A 17,171-nucleotide genomic window follows, 5' to 3' on the forward strand; every position below is an offset into this window, starting at 1 on the left:
GCTCCGCCGTTACTTTTTCGAGAAGATCGAGCGCGCCAGGATGTTGAGTCCGAGCACCCCGAGCGTGATCAGGAACACGCCCGCCCATGCGAGCGACTGCCATTCGGCGAACGGGCTCATCGCGAACTTGTAGATCGTCACGGGCAGGTTCGCCATCGGCTGGCTCATGTCCCACGAGAAGAACTGGTTCGACAGCGCGGTGAACAGCAGCGGCGCCGTTTCGCCGGCGATCCGCGCGATGGCGAGCAGCACGCCCGTGATGATGCCGCCCACCGATGCGCGCAGCGTGATCTTCAGCACCATTCGCCACTTCGGCGTGCCGAGCGCGAAGGCTGCTTCGCGCAGCGCGTTCGGCACGAGCTTCAGCATGTTCTCGGTCGTGCGGATCACGATCGGGATCTGCAGCAGCGCAAGTGCGATCACGCCGGCCCAGCCCGAGAAGCGCCCCGACTTCGCGACGACGATCGCGTACACGAACAGGCCGATGACGATCGACGGCGCCGACAGCAGGATGTCGTTGATGAAGCGGATCGTGCCCGCCAGCAGGTTCTTCTGGCCGTATTCGGCGAGATAGACGCCCGCGAGGATGCCGATCGGCGTGCCGACCAGCGTGCCGAAACCGCACAGCAGCAGGCTGCCGACGATCGCGTTCGCCAGACCGCCGCCTTCCGTGTTCGGTGCCGGCGTCGATTCGGTGAACAGCTGCAGCGACAGACCGCCGATGCCGAGATGCACCGTGGTGTAGAGAATCCATACAAGCCACAGCAGGCCGAACGCCATGGCGGCGAGCGACGCGGTCAGCGCGATCGCGTTGGTCACCTTGCGCTTGCGCTGCAGGCGGTTGCGCATCGCGTCGAGCGCGGCGCCGTTCGGCCCCGGGAAATTCATGACGGGCTCGCTCATTTCTTGCCCTCTCCTTTCTCGAGACGAAGCAGCAGCAGTTTGGAGATGGACAGCACGATGAACGTGATCACGAACAGGATCAGGCCCAGCTCCATCAGCGCGGACGTATGCAGGCCCGGTTGCGCTTCCGCGAATTCGTTCGCGAGCGCCGACGTGATGCTGTTGCCCGGCGCGAACAGCGACACGCTGTCGAGCAGGTTGGTGTTGCCGATCACGAAGGTCACGGCCATCGTTTCGCCGAGCGCGCGGCCGAGGCCGAGCATCACCCCGCCGATCACGCCGGTCTTCGTGTAGGGCAGCACGACCTTCCACATCACTTCCCACGTCGTGCAGCCGATCCCGTAGGCCGATTCCTTCAGCAGCACGGGCGTGACTTCGAACACGTCGCGCATCACCGATGCGATGTACGGGATGATCATGATCGCGAGGATCACGCCGGCGGCGAGAATGCCGATGCCGATCGGCGGGCCCGCCGTCAGCGGACCGAGCACCCACACGTCCTTGAACAGACGGCCGATCGGCTTCTGGAAGTATTCAGCGAAGATCGGCGCGAACACGAGCAGGCCCCACATGCCGTACACGATCGACGGAATCGCGGCGAGCAGCTCGATCGCGATGCCGAGCGGGCGACGCAGCCACACGGGCGACAATTCGGTGAGGAACAATGCGATGCCGAAGCTGACCGGCACCGCGATGACGAGTGCGATGAGCGACGTCACGATCGTGCCGTAGATCGGCACCACTGCACCGTAGATATCCGAGTTCGGATCCCACTCGGTTTGCAACAAGAAGCCGAGGCCGAACTTCTGGATGGTCGGCATCGACGCAATGATCAGGGAAACGATGATCCCGCCCAGCAGCAGCAGGGTCACGATCGCGGCGAGCCGTGCGAGGCCGCCGAACAGAACGTCTCCGAGACGGCTCGGCGCGCGTTGCTGCGGGACATCGGACCGGGAAGACGTGTAGGAAATATCAGACATGGGCGCCTGTTCTGGATCGCCGGGCGCCGTGACGCCCGGCCTTACCGCACACACTGCCCGGCCGGCACGGCCGGGCAGCGAACCGCTGAATTGCTTACTCTGCGGCGACCGGCTTGCCCGATGCGTCCGTCACCTTCGTCTTCCACTGCTTGCGGATTTCCGTCTCGACCGACGACGGCAGCGAGATATAGTCGAGGCTGTCGGCTGCCTTCTCGCCGTTCTTGAACGCCCAGCTGAAGAACTTCAGCGTTTCGGCGCCCTGCTCCGGCTTGTCCTGCTTCGCGTGCAGCAGCACGAACGTCGCGCCGACGACCGGCCATGCTTCCTTGCCCGGCTGGTTCGTCAGGATCTGGTAGAACGACTTCGACCAGTTCGCGCCAGCAGCAGCTGCCTTGAACGTTTCGGTCTTCGGCTCGACCACCGTGCCCGTCGAGTTCTTCAGGGCCGTGTAGGTCATGTTGTTCTTCTTCGCGTACGCCCACTCGACGTAGCCGATCGCGCCCGGCAGGCGCTGCACGAAGGCCGCGACGCCGTCGTTGCCCTTGCCGCCCGTGCCCGTCGGCCAGTTGACCGTCGTGCCTTCGCCGATCTTCGACTTCCACTCGTCGTTGACCTTCGACAGGTAGTTCGTCCAGATGAAGCTCGTGCCCGAACCGTCAGCGCGGCGAACGACTGCGATATCCGTATCCGGCAGCTTGACCTTCGGGTTCAGCGCGGCGATCGCCGGGTCGTTCCACTTCTTGATCTTGCCGAGGTAGATGTCGCCGAGCACCGGGCCCGACAGCGTCAGTTCGCCGGCCTTCACGCCCGGCACGTTGACGACCGGCACCACGCCGCCGACCACCGTCGGGAACTGGAACAGGCCTTCCTTCGCGAGCTCTTCATCCTTCAGCGGTGCGTCCGAACCGGCAAAATCGACCGTCTTCGCGTTGATCTGCTTGAGGCCGCCCGACGAACCGATACCCTGGTAGTTCACCTTCGCGCCGCCGGACTGCTGGTAGTCGGCAGCCCATTTCGTATAGATCGGCATCGCGAACGTGCTGCCTGCGCCCGTGATGTCGGCAGCTTGCGCGGCGACTGCGAAAAGCGCGCCAGCCAGGCCGGCAATCGCGGTTTGCATCAATTTCATGAGACCTCCAGTGTGTGAGCGGATGACTACGGCACCGCGAAGGTTAGGGGCTCCTCATGACGATAATGTGACAATCGATGAAACTGGTGTGACAGTAACATGACTGGTTGAAAGGGAGTATCGGGCCCTGTGAGGGCGGCCGCGCAAGGGCAGCGCGGCGGGAATGACGGCAAGAATTACCGGTCAGGAAGGGCTGTTCGGTACCCGCTGATGCGAGGCCCGGAGAGAAACATATGCACCCGCACGTGGGGGCAGGAAAACCCATCGCCACAGCCAATGCAATTCAGGGTCGGATGTTTTCCTCCGTCAGACGAAATCCGCGCCGAAGTCGCCCTCTATTTAATAGCGCAAACCTTTGCGTCTGACGAATTGCGGCGCCTGAGAGCGCCGCCCGTCGAATCACCAAAGAGGCGGCGCGCACACGGCCTGACCGTCGCGCGCCGTCACCGGTTCGGCTCAGCTCGTCGCCGCGCGCACCGCGTCGGCAATCGCTTCCGCGTGAAGGGTCGCGTCGGCCGCATGCTGTGCCTCGACCATCACGCGCAGCACGGGCTCGGTGCCCGACGCGCGGATCAGCACACGGCCGCGGCCGGCGAGCGCGCTTTCGGCTGCGTCGATCGCCGCGCGAATCGATGCGCTGGCCTTCCAGTCGGCACCCGCCTTCATCCGCACGTTGATCAGCTTCTGCGGGAACAGCGTGACGCCGTCCAGCATCTGCGCAAGCGTGCGGCCGCTGCGCTTGAGCGCGGCCAGCACGAGCAGCGCCGACACGATGCCGTCGCCGGTCGAATGGCGGTCGAGCGACAGGATGTGGCCCGAGCCTTCCGCGCCAAGCTGCCAGCCGCGCTCGCGCAGCTGTTCGAGCACGTAGCGGTCGCCAACGGCCGCCCGCACGAACTGCACGCCCTCGCGCTGCAGCGCGACCTCGACCGCGAGGTTCGTCATCAGCGTGCCGACCGCGCCGTCGACCTTGCCGGCGGTCGCAATCCGGTCCTTCACGAGCACGTAGAGCAACTCGTCGCCGTTGTACAGCCGGCCCGTCGAATCGACGACCTGCAGGCGGTCCGCATCGCCGTCGAGCGCGATGCCGAGGTCCGCATGGTTCGCCCGCACGGCACGCACCAGTGCGTCGGGCGCCGTCGCGCCGACACCGTCGTTGATGTTGAAGCCGTTCGGCGCGACGCCGATCGGGATCACGTCCGCGCCGAGTTCGTGGAATACGTGCGGTGCGATCTGGTACGCGGCGCCGTGGGCGCAGTCGATCACGAGCTTCAGCCCGCGCAGGTCGTATGCAGCCGGGAACGTGCTCTTGCAGAACTCGATGTAGCGGCCGGCCGCGTCGTCGAGGCGGCGCGCCTTGCCGAGCCGGTCCGACGACGCGCATTCGAGCGGCTTGTCGAGCCATGCTTCGATCTCGGCCTCGGTGTCGTCGGGCAGCTTGTTGCCATCGGCGGAGAAGAACTTGATCCCGTTGTCCTGATACGGGTTGTGCGATGCGCTGATCACGACACCGGCCGACAGGCGCAGCGCGCGCGTCAGGTATGCGACGCCCGGCGTCGGCATCGGGCCGGCCAGCATCACGTCGACGCCTGCCGCCGAAAAACCGGCCTCGAGCGCGGCCTCGAGCATGTAGCCCGACACGCGCGTGTCCTTGCCGATCAGCACCGTCGGACGTGCCCCCGCCGCGACGTCGGCCGCGCCGGCCAGTACCTTGCCGGCTGCATAGCCGAGACGCAACACGAAATCAGGCGTGATGGGCGCATCGCCCACCGTGCCGCGAATGCCGTCCGTGCCGAAATATCGACGTCCCATGGCTTACCTTCCTCCTTCGTCTTTCTGACTTCTGACTTATCGTTGCCGCGCGGCTTCGCGCACGGCGTTCCAGACCTTCAGCGCATCGACCGTCGCCGCGACGTCGTGCACACGTACGATCGCCGCACCGCGCCAGACCGCGCACAACGCGGCCGCCACGCTCGCCGCGACGCGTTCGATCGGCGGCTTGCCGCCGATCACCGCGCCGAGCATCGACTTGCGCGACATGCCCGCGAGAATCGGATACGCGCGCCCGTCGGGCCGCGCGGGCGCCGTGTCCGGCAACGCGGCCAGCAGCGCGTAGTTGTCATCGACCACGGCCTTGCCGAATCCGAACCCGGGGTCGACGCAGATCCGTTCCGGCGCGACGCCCGCGTCGCGCAGCGCCTGCACGCGTGTGGCGAGAAAGTCGCGCACGTCGGTCACGACGTCGCCGTAATCGGGCTCGCCGACCTGCATCGTCTGCGGCTCGCCGAGCATGTGCATCGCGCACAGCCCGCCGTTGCCTTCGCGCACGGCGTCGATCGCACCCGGCTGCCGGAACCCCCATATGTCGTTGATCATATCCGCGCCGGCAGCGAGCGCCGCACGCATCACGTCCGGCTTGTAGGTGTCGATCGAAAGCGGCACGTTCAGTGGCCGCAGCGCTTCGACGAGCGGGATCACGCGCGCGAGTTCCTCGTCGAGCGGCACGGGCGGCGCACCGGGACGCGTCGACTCGCCGCCTATGTCGATCAGGTCGACGCCTTCGGCGATCATCCGCTCGGCCTGGCGCAGCGCATCGTCGCGCGCGAGGAAGCGGCCGCCGTCGGAAAACGAATCGGGGGTGGCGTTGAGAATGCCCATCACGAGCGGGCGTTCGAACGTCAGCGAGAAACGGCCGCACTGGAGCGGCGCGGGAATGGAGGCTGGAACTGCGGATTCGGGCACGGGCGGGAGACGTTGATGAATGCAAAACGGGCCGGTGTGAAGCCACACCAGCCCGTGAACGGTGCTACGGCGAAGGTCAGGCGGGCGAAGCAGGCGCCGGCGCGTTGCCGGGCTTCACTTCGGCGGCCGTGCCGCCACCCGAGGAATCGCCGCCGACGGCCGGCGAACTCTTCGGCGAGCGCGGCGGACGCCCTTCCATGATGTCGTTGATCTGATCGGCGTCGATCGTCTCCCACTCCATCAGCGCGGCCGTCATTGCCTCGACCTTGTCGCGGTTCTCTTCGAGCAGGCGACGCGCAAGGCCGTACTGTTCGTCGAGCACTCGACGGATTTCGCTGTCGACCTTCTGCTGCGTCGCTTCCGAGATCGTGCGGGTGAAGCCGCGGCCAAACGGGCTGCTGTCGTTCTCGTCGTCGACGTAGACCATCGGTCCGAGCGCATCGGTCATGCCGAAACGCGCCACCATCGCACGCGCCGTCTGCGTCGCCTTGTTGAAGTCGTCCGACGCGCCGGTGCTGATCAGGTTCAGGAACAGCTCCTCAGCCACGCGGCCGCCGAACAGGATCGCCAGGCGGTCGAGCAGGTAGTCCTTCGAGTACGTCTCGTTGTCATGCTCCGGCAGCTGCCACGTGACACCCAGCGCGCGACCGCGCGGGATGATCGTGACCTTGTGCACCGGGTCGGCCTTCGGCAGCAGCTTCGCGATCACCGCGTGGCCCGACTCGTGGTAAGCCGTCGCACGCTTCGCTTCTTCGCGAATCACCGCCGACTTGCGCTCCGGACCCATGAAGATCTTGTCCTTCGCGTCCTCGAAATCCTGCATCTCGACGATGCGCTTGCCGCGACGTGCGGCGAACAGCGCCGCTTCGTTCACGAGGTTCGCGAGATCGGCGCCCGAGAAGCCCGGCGTGCCGCGCGCGATGACCGCTGCGTCGACGTCGTTCGCGATCGGCACCTTGCGCAGGTGCACGCGCATGATCTGCTCGCGGCCGCGGATGTCCGGCAGGCCGACATAGACCTGGCGGTCGAAACGGCCCGGACGCAGCAGCGCCTTGTCGAGCACGTCGGAACGGTTGGTCGCGGCGATCACGATCACGCCCGAGTTCGCTTCGAAGCCATCCATCTCGACCAGCATCTGGTTCAGCGTCTGCTCGCGCTCGTCGTTGCCGCCGCCCATGCCGGCGCCGCGATGACGACCGACCGCGTCGATTTCGTCGATGAACACGATACACGGTGCGTGCTTCTTCGCCTGCTCGAACATGTCGCGCACACGGGCCGCGCCGACGCCGACGAACATTTCGACGAAGTCGGAACCCGAGATGCTGAAGAACGGCACCTTCGCTTCACCGGCGATCGCGCGGGCGAGCAGCGTCTTGCCGGTACCCGGGGGGCCGACGAGCAGCACGCCGCGCGGAATGCGACCGCCCAGCTTCTGGAATTTCTGCGGGTCGCGCAGGAAGTCGACGAGCTCGGACACTTCTTCCTTCGCTTCGTCGCAGCCCGCGACGTCGGAGAAGTTCACCGCGTTGTTGTTCTCGTCGATCAGCCGCGCCCGCGATTTCCCGAACGAAAATGCGCCGCCTTTGCCGCCTCCCTGCATCTGTCTCATCATGTAGAACCAGAACACGATGATCAGGATCGTCGGCCCGAGGTAGTACAACGCGGACATCAGCGCGTTCGGTTCGTCATCGGCCTTGCCGCTGACCTGCACGCCGTACTTCATCAGATCGCCGACCATCCAGATGTCGCCGGGCGACACGATCTGGTATTTTTGGCCATCAGCCGGAGTGACGGTGAGGTTGCGCCCCTGCACGATGACGTTCTTGACCTTGCCGTTCTTGGCGTCGTCCATGAACTGCGAATAGGACACACCTTCCTGGACGCGGGGCTTGTCGAACTGCTTGAACACCGTAAACAGCACCAGTGCGATCACCAGCCACACCGCTGCCTTCGAAAACATATTGTTGTTCAAAGCACCACTCCTTCACTCGTAGACGAGCGCCTACATTTTCCTTGCGGCGCTCCTCGGTCATTCTAATCCAGTCCGACCACCCCTGCCATAAGCATTGACAACCGTCGCAATAGCGCTTCGCTTGTCTGGCAAGGGCCGGAGCCCGTTTGCGGCACAGCGCGCCGCGTCACCGCGGATGCTTCAGTTGCCGGCCCAAAATGAACGTTTCGGACGATTTGTCGCGCGACGCCTTCGGCTTGCGCGGCGCGACGATCTTAAACTGCTGTTTGAACTTTTCGACGATCTGGCTGTAGCCACTGCCGTGGAAACACTTCACGAGCAGCGCACCTTCCGGCTTCAGATGATTCTGCGCAAATTCGAGCGCCAGATCGCACAGATGCTCGATGCGCGCCGCGTCCGCCGAGGCCACGCCCGAGAGGTTGGGGGCCATGTCCGAAATAACAAGGTCCACCGAGCGGCCTTCGAGCACTTCCTCCAGCCGGTGAAGAACCTCGTCCTCGCGGAAATCGCCCTGGAGGAAGTGGACGTCGGCGATCGGTTCCATCGGCAGGATGTCGAGCGCCACGATCGTGCCGTCGATGCCGCCTTCGCGCTCCGCGTCACGCTTCTTGCCCTGCGCGAGCTTGTTGCGGGCATACTGGCTCCAACTGCCCGGCGTCGCGCCGAGATCGACGATCACCTGGCCCGGACGGATCAGCTTGTCCTGCTCGTCGATTTCCTTCAGCTTGTACGCGGCACGCGCGCGATAGCCCTCCCGCTGCGCCATTTTGACGTACGGGTCGTTGATGTGATCGTGCAGCCAGTGCTGGTTAAAGCGGTTTTTTGCCATTCGAGAGAGAGATTGCTGCTATTTGCTTCGTGAAGCCGTGCTTTTGGCGGATAATACGCGTCTTCTTCGCGCGGCTACGGCCCCTTCCGGGGCCCAAGCCGCGATTTTACGTGGTTTCGGCGCGCGGCTGATGCGGTAACTTCCCGCGATTCGCTTCTGATGCAGCGCGCCCCTATTTAGATTTCGACATTTCCATGCCCGCCCTTTCGCTTTCCCCCGCCGAGCGCTCCGCGCTGCGCTCCCAGGCCCATGCGCTCAAGCCCGTCGTGCTGATCGGCGCCGAAGGGCTGACCGACGCCGTGCTGAAGGAAATCAAGGTACACCTCGCCGCGCACCAGCTGATCAAGATTCGTGTGTTCGGTGACGAGCGCGACGAGCGCGTCGCCATTTACGACGAGATCTGCGACCGCCTGAACGCGGCGCCGATCCAGCACATCGGCAAGCTGCTGGTGATCTGGAAGCCCGAGGCTGCCGTGGCGGCCCCGACCCGCGGTCGTCGTGCCGGCGCGCTGCCGAGCGCAGCCGAAGCCGTCGACGACAAGAAAGGCCGTGCGCCGCGCACCGTCAAGGTCGTCAAGGTGTCGCCGAACGCGAGCCCCGTGCGTCGTCCGAAGCCGACCAAGGTCGTCGTGCGCGGCAACGAGCGCGTGACGGCGGGCGGCAACGTGAAGCGCGCGAAAAAGCGCCAGGCAAGCACGAAGCGGCCGCACCAGGACAAGTAATCCTGCCGCGCGGCACGGGGCAGCCCGTGCCGCCCTGCCGGTGCGGCGCTCAGGCCGTTCAGGCGTCTTGCGCCGGCAAACGCCAGATCAGCATCAGCCCCAGCACGCTCTCGACGAGATAGAACAGGCTCGAGACGCCGTGCAGCATCCCGAAGCGGCTCGCATACGGCGAGTTCGCGATATCGGTGCCCGCCTCCATCGCGGCCACCCGCAGCGCGTTCATGAACGGCTGCAGCGCAAAATACCCGACCAGCACGCACGCGACCATCGCCGCGACGATCCAGCGCACGCGACGGTAATCACCGCTGCCGCGCCGCACCTGCTGGTTCGACAGCGCGAGCAGCAACACACCGCATACGACACCGAGGATCGCCTCGATGCGAAACAACTGGGCGGCGACCGTGCCGGCCGTCATCCGCTCCAGCGTCTTGAACAGCACGGGCGCGACCGCATACCCGATCGTCAGCAGGCTGCCGACCCACACGGCCGACAGCAGACGGAACACGCGATGCGGCATCACGTCGCCCCGCTTCAGATGTAGCTGACCGAGATGATTTCGTATTCGCGCACGCCGCTCGGCGCCTGCACGGCCGCGACGTCGCCTTCGGACTTGCCGATCAGTGCGCGTGCGATCGGCGAGCTGACCGAGATCAGGCCGTGATCGATGTCGGCTTCGTCGTCGCCGACGATCTGGTACTTGACGGTGTCGCCGGACTCGAGATCCTCGAGTTCGACCGTCGATGCGAAAACCACTCGGCCTTCGGCGTCGAGCACGGTGGGATCGATGACCTGCGCGGCCGACAGCTTCGATTCGAGTTCCGCGATACGACCCTCGATGAAGCCCTGCTTTTCCTTCGCGGCATCGTATTCGGCGTTTTCGGACAGGTCGCCCTGTGCGCGGGCCTCCGCGATCGCGTTGATCACGGCCGGCCGCTCGACGGACTTGAGGCGCTGCAATTCATCGCGCAGGAGTTCTGCGCCACGCTTTGTCAACGGAATGGTGCTCATAAACGGCTCAATCGCTAAAAACGGCTTTAAAAAAAATCACCGCGATTAAGCGCATTTCCGGCGAACCGGAAACACCGCTTAATCGCGGCACGTGTTGCTTCGACAGGTAACTGACCGCTTAGTTTAGGCGAGCGTGAAGACCTTGTAAATCATAGACTTCCAGATCCTTCAGGTAGCGCAAGCCTTCGACGGCCGCGCGCGCGCCCGACATCGTCGTGTAGTACGTGACCTTGTGCGCCTGCGCGCTCATGCGGATCGAACGCGAATCGGCGATCGCCTGGCGCGTCTCGTCGACCGTCGTGAACACGAGTGCGATCTCGCCGTTCTTGATCATGTCGACGATGTGCGGACGGCCGTCCTTCACCTTGTTGACGACCTTCACCGGCACGCCGGCCGCTTCGATCGCGGCAGCCGTGCCCTTGGTCGCGACGAGCGGGTAGCCGAGGTCGTGCAGCATGCGCGCGACTTCGACCGCCTTCGGCTTGTCGGCGTCCATCACGGTCAGCAGCACCGTGCCCGACTCCGGCAGGCGCGAACCGGCCGCGAGCTGCGACTTGAACAGCGCCTCGCCGAACGTCTGGCCGACGCCCATCACTTCGCCGGTCGAACGCATTTCAGGCCCGAGAACCGGATCGACGGTCGGGAACTTCACGAACGGGAACACCGCTTCCTTCACGCTGAAATACGGCGGCTCGACTTCCTTCGTCACGCCCTGCTGCGCGAGCTTCTGGCCGACCATCGCGCGCGCCGCGATCTTCGCGAGCGGCAGGCTGGTCGCCTTCGACACGTACGGCACCGTGCGCGATGCGCGCGGGTTCACTTCGAGCACGTAGATGATGTCCTGCTTCGACCCGTCTGCCTGCGGCACCTGCTGGATCGCAAACTGCACGTTCATCAGGCCGACCACGTTCAGCGCCTTCGCCATCGCACCCGTCTGGCGCTTCAGTTCGGCGACCGTTTCCTTCGACAGCGAGTACGGCGGCAGCGAGCATGCCGAGTCGCCCGAGTGGACACCCGCCTGCTCGATGTGCTCCATCACGCCGCCGATGAACACGGCTTCGCCGTCGCAGATGCAGTCGACGTCGCACTCGATCGCGTCGTTCAGGAAGCGGTCGAGCAGCACCGGCGAATCGTTCGACACCTTCACGGCCTCGCGCATGTAGCGCTCGAGGTCGCGCGGCTCGTGGACGATTTCCATCGCGCGGCCGCCCAGCACGTACGACGGGCGCACGACCAGCGGGTAGCCGATTTCCTCGGCGAGCTTGAGCGCTTCGTCTTCGGCGCGTGCGGTGCGGTTCGGCGGCTGGCGCAGGCCGAGGTCCTGCAGCAGCTTCTGGAAGCGTTCGCGGTCTTCGGCCGCATCGATCATGTCCGGCGACGTGCCGACGATCGGCACGCCGTGCGCCTCGAGGTCGAGCGCGAGCTTCAGCGGCGTCTGGCCACCGTACTGGACGATCACGCCGACCGGCTTTTCCTTGTCGACGATCTCGAGCACGTCTTCCAGCGTCAGCGGCTCGAAGTACAGGCGGTCGGACGTGTCATAGTCGGTCGACACCGTTTCCGGGTTGCAGTTGACCATGATCGTTTCGTAGCCGTCCTCGCGCATCGCGAGCGCCGCGTGCACGCAGCAGTAGTCGAACTCGATGCCCTGACCGATCCGGTTCGGGCCGCCGCCCAGCACCATGATCTTCTTGTTGGTGGTCGGCTGCGCCTCGCACTCTTCCTCGTAGGTCGAGTACATGTAGGCCGTCTTGGTCGCGAACTCGGCCGCGCAGGTGTCGACGCGCTTGTACACCGGACGCACGTTGAGTTCGATGCGGCGGCGGCGCACGTCTTCCGGCGTCGCGCCGAGCAGCTTCGCGAGGCGGCGGTCGGAGAAGCCGCTCTGCTTCAGGTAGCGCAGCTCGTCGAACGTCAGCGACGCGAGCGTGCGGCCCGCGAGCGCCTTTTCCTTCAGGATGATCTGCTCGATCTGATGGAGGAACCACGGATCGATCGCGGTTTCCGCGAAGATTTCCTCGGCCGTCATGCCGATGCGGAACGCGTCGCCGACATACCAGATGCGGTCCGGGCCCGGCTCGTGGATCTCGATCGCGATCTCGTCGCGGTTGGTCGACTTCTCGTCGAGACCGTCGACGCCGACTTCGAGGCCGCGCAGCGCCTTCTGGAACGATTCCTGGAACGTGCGGCCGATCGCCATCACTTCGCCGACCGACTTCATCTGCGTGGTCAGGCGCGAATCGGCTTCACGGAACTTCTCGAATGCGAAACGCGGGATCTTCGTGACGACGTAGTCGATCGTCGGCTCGAACGATGCCGGCGTCTGGCCGCCGGTGATTTCGTTCTTCAGCTCGTCGAGCGTGTAGCCGACCGCCAGCTTCGCCGCGACCTTCGCGATCGGGAAGCCAGTCGCCTTCGATGCGAGCGCCGACGAACGCGACACGCGCGGGTTCATCTCGATGACGACCATGCGGCCGTCCTTCGGGTTGATCGAGAACTGCACGTTCGAGCCGCCGGTGTCGACGCCGATCTCGCGCAGCACCGCGAGCGATGCGTTACGCAGGATCTGGTATTCCTTGTCGGTGAGCGTCTGCGCCGGCGCGACCGTGATCGAGTCGCCGGTGTGCACGCCCATCGGGTCGAGGTTTTCGATCGAGCACACGATGATGCAGTTGTCGGCGCGGTCGCGCACGACTTCCATCTCGTATTCCTTCCAGCCGAGCAGCGACTCTTCGATCAGCAGCTCGCGCGTGGGCGACAGGTCGAGACCGCGCTTGCAGATCTCTTCGAACTCTTCGCGGTTGTACGCAATGCCGCCGCCCGAGCCGCCGAGCGTGAACGACGGACGGATCACGACCGGGTAGCCGCTGCCGCCCGTCTCCGCCATGATCTCGGCGTGCACCTTGGTCGCCTCTTCCATCGAGTGCGCGATGCCCGACTTCGCGGAGCCGAGACCGATCTTGGTCATCGCTTCCTTGAATTTCTGGCGGTCTTCCGCCTTGTCGATCGCTTCCGGCGACGCGCCGATCAGTTCGACGCCGAACTTCTCGAGCACGCCGTGGTGGTGCAGGTCGAGCGCGCAGTTCAGCGCGGTCTGGCCGCCCATCGTCGGCAGGATCGCGTCCGGGCGCTCCTTCTCGATGATGCGTGCGACGACTTCCCACGTGATCGGCTCGATGTAGGTCACGTCGGCCGTGTTCGGGTCGGTCATGATCGTCGCCGGGTTGCTGTTGACGAGAATGACCTTGTAGCCCTCCTCACGCAACGCCTTGCAAGCCTGCGCGCCCGAATAGTCGAACTCGCACGCCTGGCCGATGATGATCGGGCCGGCGCCGATGATGAGGATGCTTTTGATGTCTGTGCGTTTTGGCATGGCTTGTGAATTCAGTAAGTAATCTTTGTCGTGGCGTTGTCGCGGATCGGCGGTTGCGCTCAGCTCATGGTGGCGAGCGCGAGCTTCACCGAGAAACCGATGAACAGGCCGCCCACGCTGCTCGCCGCGCCCGCCGCGAGCCTGCGGCGGCGGCGGAAATGCTCGGCGAGCCGCGCGCCCGCGAAGATCAGCGTGCTCAGGTACAGGAAGCTCGCGCATTGCGCGATCGCCCCGAGCACGACGAACGACAGCGCGGGATGCGGGAACGCCGGGTCGACGAACTGGATGAAGAACGAGATGAAGAACAGGATCGCCTTCGGATTCAGGAGGCTCACGATCAGCGCCTTGCGGAATGGCCGCTCGCCGTCGACCGCACGCGGTGCATCGGCCGGCGCGTCGCTGCGCGCGCGCAGCTTCTGCCACGCGCTGCGCAGCATCCCCGTGCCGATGTACAGCAGATACGCGGCACCGCCGTACTTGACGACGGAGAACAGCAGCGGGTTCGCCTTCAGCAGCGACGCGACGCCCGCGGCGGACAGCACCATCAGCACCGTGTCGCCCAGGAACACGCCGCAGGCCGCGCGATAGCCGGCCTTCACGCCGCGCTGGGCCGCAAGCGACAGCACGTACATCGAGTTCGGCCCCGGCAGCAGGATGATGAAGATCACGCCGAACACGTAGGTCCAGATATCCGTGATGCCGAGTGCGTGGCCGAACATGATGCGAATCTCCCGTTCTTCGGTTGCTTCAGTCGCGTCAGGCGTTGCGCTGCTTCGCCGCGTCCATCAGTGCGGTGAAACGGTCGAACAGATACGCGATGTCGTGCGGGCCGGGCGACGCTTCCGGGTGACCCTGGAAGCAGAATGCCGGCTTGTCGGTCAGCTCGAAGCCCTGCAGCGTGCCGTCGAACAGCGACACGTGCGTCACGCGCGCGTTGGCCGGCAGCGAATCCGCGTCGACCGCGAAACCGTGGTTCTGCGACGTGATCACCACGCGACCGTCGCCGAGATCCTTCACCGGGTGGTTCGCGCCGTGGTGGCCCGTCTTCATCTTCAGCGTCTTCGCGCCGACCGCGAGGCCCATGATCTGGTGGCCGAGGCAGATGCCGAAGGTCGGCACGCCGCGCTCGATGAACTCCTTGGCCGCCGCGATCGCGTAGTCGCACGGCTCCGGGTCGCCCGGGCCGTTCGACAGGAAGATGCCGTCCGGATTCAGCGCGAGCGCGTCGGCCGCGCTCGCCTCGGCCGGCAGCACCGTCACGTGGCAGCCGCGCTCCGCGAGCATGCGCAGGATGTTGTACTTGACGCCGAAGTCGTACGCAACGACGCGGTACTTCGGCGCTTCCTGCATGCCGTAGCCGCTGCCGAGGCGCCATTCGGTCTGCTTCCACTCGAACGGCTTCGTGGTCGACACGACCTTCGCGAGATCCATGCCCGCGAGGCCGGGGAACGAGCGAGCGAGTTCGATCGCCTTCGCCTCGTCGTTCGAGCCGGCCAGGATGCAACCGTTCTGCGCGCCCTTGTCGCGCAGGATACGGGTCAGCTTGCGGGTATCGATGCCGGCGATCGCGACGACGCCTTCGTCGCGCAGGTAGTCGCCGAGCGTGCGGTCCATGCGGAAATTCGATGCGAGCGTCGGCAGATCACGGATGATCAGGCCGGCGGCATGGACTTTCGTGGCTTCGACATCTTCGGCGTTGACGCCGACGTTGCCGATATGCGGGTAGGTGAGCGTGACGATCTGACGCGCGTAGCTCGGATCAGTCAGGATTTCCTGATAGCCGGTAATCGCGGTGTTGAACACGACTTCACCGATCGTGTGGCCTTCGGCCCCGATCGAATAACCACGAAAGACCGTGCCGTCGGCGAGTGCAAGCAAGGCGGGAGAAAAAGACGGCAACACGGGAGGCTCCTTGGGGAACACCCTGCTGCCGACCTGTTTACCCTGCCGCGCGAGCGCCGCGCTGCATAGGCGCGCGGAGTCGCTAGCTGGACGCGACCTGCTGTGTCGGCACGCGAACCCGGCGCGTGGCGCACGAGGCTTCGCGGCATCGCCCGACAGGCGGCGTGCGGCGGATGAACGGGATAAATGAGGTAGGCGCTAGGGTGCGAGGTTGATCAGCACAAACTTTCAAATTATAGCCCGAAAATGACCTTATCTTCAATTGATATGGCCGTCCGATCACGCATGCGGCGCGCGCAATGCGGTGGCATCAGGCGCGACATTCCTTGCTGCGGCCCCGTTTCCGCAGCCGCCCTACCCGTCAGCGTACCGCCGGATCAACGTGCTTGCCAGCACTGCGCGCGGGCCACACGTACCAGACCGCGCTGGCAAGCTGCAGCGCGAGCAGCACGCTCCACGCGGTGACGTGGGCGGCAGCCGGGTAATGGCCGTCGACGGGCGGCCAGTGCGACAGCACCGCGCCGATACCGATCTGAAACGCAAAGATCAGCACGAAGATCACGAGCGTCAGTGTCGTATTCGCGCGGCCGATCAGATGGGCCGGGAAGTGACCGGCAAGCACAGCATAGGTCAGGATCCCGACGCCGCCGAACATTCCGTAGGCCGCCCACAGCACGGCCGGCGGCAGCGGCACGCGCGCGACGATCGCGATTTGCGTGGCGACGAACAGCACCATGCCGACGCCGCAAAATGCCTGGACGGACACCCCGCGGCGCTCGAGCACGCGCGCCGCCGCGCCGAAACCGACACAGCCGGCCATCATCGCGAAGCCGAGCACCGACACGAGCCGCGCGGCGCGCTGCGCATCGAATCCCGCGACGTCGCGCAGGTACGGACCGACCCACAGTGACTGCATCGCGTAGAACACGCCCTGCGTGACGATCGAGAATGACGAGATCTTCCAGAATGCGCGGCTGCCCAGGATGTGCCACGTGCCCTTGAACTGGCTGACGAGCCCGCCCTGATGGCGCGGCCGCTCGGCTTCCGGCGCACCAAAGCCGATCGCGGCCGCGACGACGACCGTCAGCACCGCGAGGCCGCCGCAGATCACACGCCAGCTCGTGACGCCGAGCAGCCAGGTCAACGGCGAGCCGACCGCGACGCCGCCCAGGCCGCCGACGGCCATCACGAGACCGTTGACGAGCGGCAGCCGGCCGACCGGAAAATGCTGCGCGAGCGCCTTGAACGCCGCACCGAGACACACCGATACGCCGACGCCGATCAGCAGCCGGCCGACCATCATCGTGCCGAGGTCGTGCGCGACGCCAAACACGGCGGCACCGGCGGCCGCGAACAGCAACATCCCGGCCGTCACGCGGCGCGGGCCGAAATGGTCGAGCAGCACGCCGGCCGGAATCTGCGCGCCGGCAAAACCGAGGAAATAGAGACTGGTGAGCAGCCCGAGATCGGCGGCCGATAGCCCGAGCTCGTGCGTGACGAACGGCGCGAAGCCGAGATTGACGCCGCGGAACACATAGGACACGAAATATCCGACCGCAAACAGCGCGAGCACCCTCACCTGCACCGACGACATCGCTCCTCCTCGTGATC

The 17,171-nt window shown here is 65.4% G+C and carries 14 protein-coding genes; 1 reads left to right on the forward strand and 13 read right to left on the reverse strand.

Features of this window, described 5'->3' with window-relative positions; translation table 11 throughout:
• Window positions 1-9 precede the first annotated feature (9 nt).
• The 7 genes from pstA to DIE11_RS20430 all read right to left on the reverse strand — a co-directional run bounded on the left by pstA (window position 10) and on the right by DIE11_RS20430 (window position 8,555).
• Window positions 10-903: a phosphate ABC transporter permease PstA gene (pstA, locus tag DIE11_RS20395; protein WP_059603615.1), complete on the reverse strand. Its 894-nt coding sequence runs from the start codon at window positions 901-903 to the stop codon at window positions 10-12.
• Window positions 900-1,883, reverse strand: coding sequence for a phosphate ABC transporter permease PstC (gene pstC / locus DIE11_RS20400; protein ID WP_124626658.1), 984 nt, complete (start codon window positions 1,881-1,883; stop codon window positions 900-902). Before pstC ends, pstA begins: the two co-directional genes overlap by 4 nt.
• 94 nt (window positions 1,884-1,977) lie before the next feature.
• Window positions 1,978-3,012: a phosphate ABC transporter substrate-binding protein PstS gene (gene pstS, locus DIE11_RS20405; protein WP_124626659.1), complete on the reverse strand. Its 1,035-nt coding sequence runs from the start codon at window positions 3,010-3,012 to the stop codon at window positions 1,978-1,980.
• A 456-nt stretch (window positions 3,013-3,468) separates the two neighbouring features.
• Complete coding sequence (gene glmM, locus DIE11_RS20415; protein WP_124626661.1) at window positions 3,469-4,824, reverse strand: phosphoglucosamine mutase; 1,356 nt, start codon at window positions 4,822-4,824, stop codon at window positions 3,469-3,471.
• A 36-nt stretch (window positions 4,825-4,860) separates the two neighbouring features.
• Window positions 4,861-5,802, reverse strand: coding sequence for a dihydropteroate synthase (gene folP / locus DIE11_RS20420; protein WP_409364578.1), 942 nt, complete (start codon window positions 5,800-5,802; stop codon window positions 4,861-4,863).
• A gap of 28 nt (window positions 5,803-5,830) precedes the next feature.
• Window positions 5,831-7,726 carry an ATP-dependent zinc metalloprotease FtsH gene (ftsH, locus tag DIE11_RS20425; RefSeq protein ID WP_059603600.1) on the reverse strand — a complete coding sequence of 632 codons (1,896 nt, stop codon included), beginning with the start codon at window positions 7,724-7,726 and terminating at the stop codon, window positions 5,831-5,833.
• 166 nt (window positions 7,727-7,892) lie between these two features.
• The gene (locus DIE11_RS20430) at window positions 7,893-8,555 is read right to left on the reverse strand and encodes an RlmE family RNA methyltransferase (RefSeq protein WP_059523464.1); all 663 of its coding nucleotides are present in this window, start codon (window positions 8,553-8,555) and stop codon (window positions 7,893-7,895) included.
• Window positions 8,556-8,749: 194 nt separating this feature from the next.
• Here DIE11_RS20430 and DIE11_RS20435 point away from each other — a divergent pair, with 194 nt between their 5' ends.
• Window positions 8,750-9,277 carry a YhbY family RNA-binding protein gene (locus DIE11_RS20435; RefSeq protein ID WP_124626665.1) on the forward strand — a complete coding sequence of 176 codons (528 nt, stop codon included), beginning with the start codon at window positions 8,750-8,752 and terminating at the stop codon, window positions 9,275-9,277.
• Between the two features lie 58 nt (window positions 9,278-9,335).
• Here the strand turns inward: DIE11_RS20435 and DIE11_RS20440 are convergent, their stop codons facing one another.
• The 6 genes from DIE11_RS20440 to DIE11_RS20470 form a co-directional block, all read right to left on the reverse strand.
• Window positions 9,336-9,794 carry a DUF4149 domain-containing protein gene (locus DIE11_RS20440; RefSeq protein ID WP_059603594.1) on the reverse strand — a complete coding sequence of 153 codons (459 nt, stop codon included), beginning with the start codon at window positions 9,792-9,794 and terminating at the stop codon, window positions 9,336-9,338.
• Between the two features lie 14 nt (window positions 9,795-9,808).
• Window positions 9,809-10,285, reverse strand: a complete 477-nt coding sequence (gene greA, locus DIE11_RS20445; protein WP_057927897.1) for a transcription elongation factor GreA — start codon at window positions 10,283-10,285, stop codon at window positions 9,809-9,811.
• A gap of 118 nt (window positions 10,286-10,403) precedes the next feature.
• Window positions 10,404-13,658 carry a carbamoyl-phosphate synthase large subunit gene (gene carB, locus DIE11_RS20450; protein ID WP_059603591.1) on the reverse strand — a complete coding sequence of 1,085 codons (3,255 nt, stop codon included), beginning with the start codon at window positions 13,656-13,658 and terminating at the stop codon, window positions 10,404-10,406.
• Window positions 13,659-13,717: 59 nt separating this feature from the next.
• Window positions 13,718-14,377: a leucine efflux protein LeuE gene (gene leuE, locus DIE11_RS20455; RefSeq protein ID WP_124626667.1), complete on the reverse strand. Its 660-nt coding sequence runs from the start codon at window positions 14,375-14,377 to the stop codon at window positions 13,718-13,720.
• A 37-nt stretch (window positions 14,378-14,414) separates the two neighbouring features.
• On the reverse strand, window positions 14,415-15,560 hold the full coding sequence (carA, locus tag DIE11_RS20460) for a glutamine-hydrolyzing carbamoyl-phosphate synthase small subunit (RefSeq protein ID WP_059523474.1): 1,146 nt from the start codon (window positions 15,558-15,560) through the stop codon (window positions 14,415-14,417).
• A gap of 361 nt (window positions 15,561-15,921) precedes the next feature.
• Window positions 15,922-17,154 (reverse strand): nitrate/nitrite transporter, encoded by a 1,233-nt coding sequence (locus tag DIE11_RS20470; protein ID WP_124626669.1) that lies wholly within the window; start codon window positions 17,152-17,154, stop codon window positions 15,922-15,924.
• Window positions 17,155-17,171: the final 17 nt, after the last annotated feature.

Source organism: Burkholderia sp. Bp9012 (genome assembly GCF_003853825.1).
GTDB classification, from domain to species: domain Bacteria; phylum Pseudomonadota; class Gammaproteobacteria; order Burkholderiales; family Burkholderiaceae; genus Burkholderia; species Burkholderia diffusa.

Coding starts and splice junctions, on each gene's coding strand:
- pstA (WP_059603615.1), bottom strand. CDS start 903: ATGAGCGAGCCCGTCATGAATTTCCCGGGGCCGAACGGCGCCGCGCTC.
- pstC (WP_124626658.1), bottom strand. CDS start 1,883: ATGTCTGATATTTCCTACACGTCTTCCCGGTCCGATGTCCCGCAGCAA.
- pstS (WP_124626659.1), bottom strand. CDS start 3,012: ATGAAATTGATGCAAACCGCGATTGCCGGCCTGGCTGGCGCGCTTTTC.
- glmM (WP_124626661.1), bottom strand. CDS start 4,824: ATGGGACGTCGATATTTCGGCACGGACGGCATTCGCGGCACGGTGGGC.
- DIE11_RS20430 (WP_059523464.1), bottom strand. CDS start 8,555: ATGGCAAAAAACCGCTTTAACCAGCACTGGCTGCACGATCACATCAAC.
- DIE11_RS20435 (WP_124626665.1), top strand. CDS start 8,750: ATGCCCGCCCTTTCGCTTTCCCCCGCCGAGCGCTCCGCGCTGCGCTCC.
- DIE11_RS20440 (WP_059603594.1), bottom strand. CDS start 9,794: ATGCCGCATCGCGTGTTCCGTCTGCTGTCGGCCGTGTGGGTCGGCAGC.
- greA (WP_057927897.1), bottom strand. CDS start 10,285: ATGAGCACCATTCCGTTGACAAAGCGTGGCGCAGAACTCCTGCGCGAT.
- carB (WP_059603591.1), bottom strand. CDS start 13,658: ATGCCAAAACGCACAGACATCAAAAGCATCCTCATCATCGGCGCCGGC.
- leuE (WP_124626667.1), bottom strand. CDS start 14,377: ATGTTCGGCCACGCACTCGGCATCACGGATATCTGGACCTACGTGTTC.
- DIE11_RS20470 (WP_124626669.1), bottom strand. CDS start 17,154: ATGTCGTCGGTGCAGGTGAGGGTGCTCGCGCTGTTTGCGGTCGGATAT.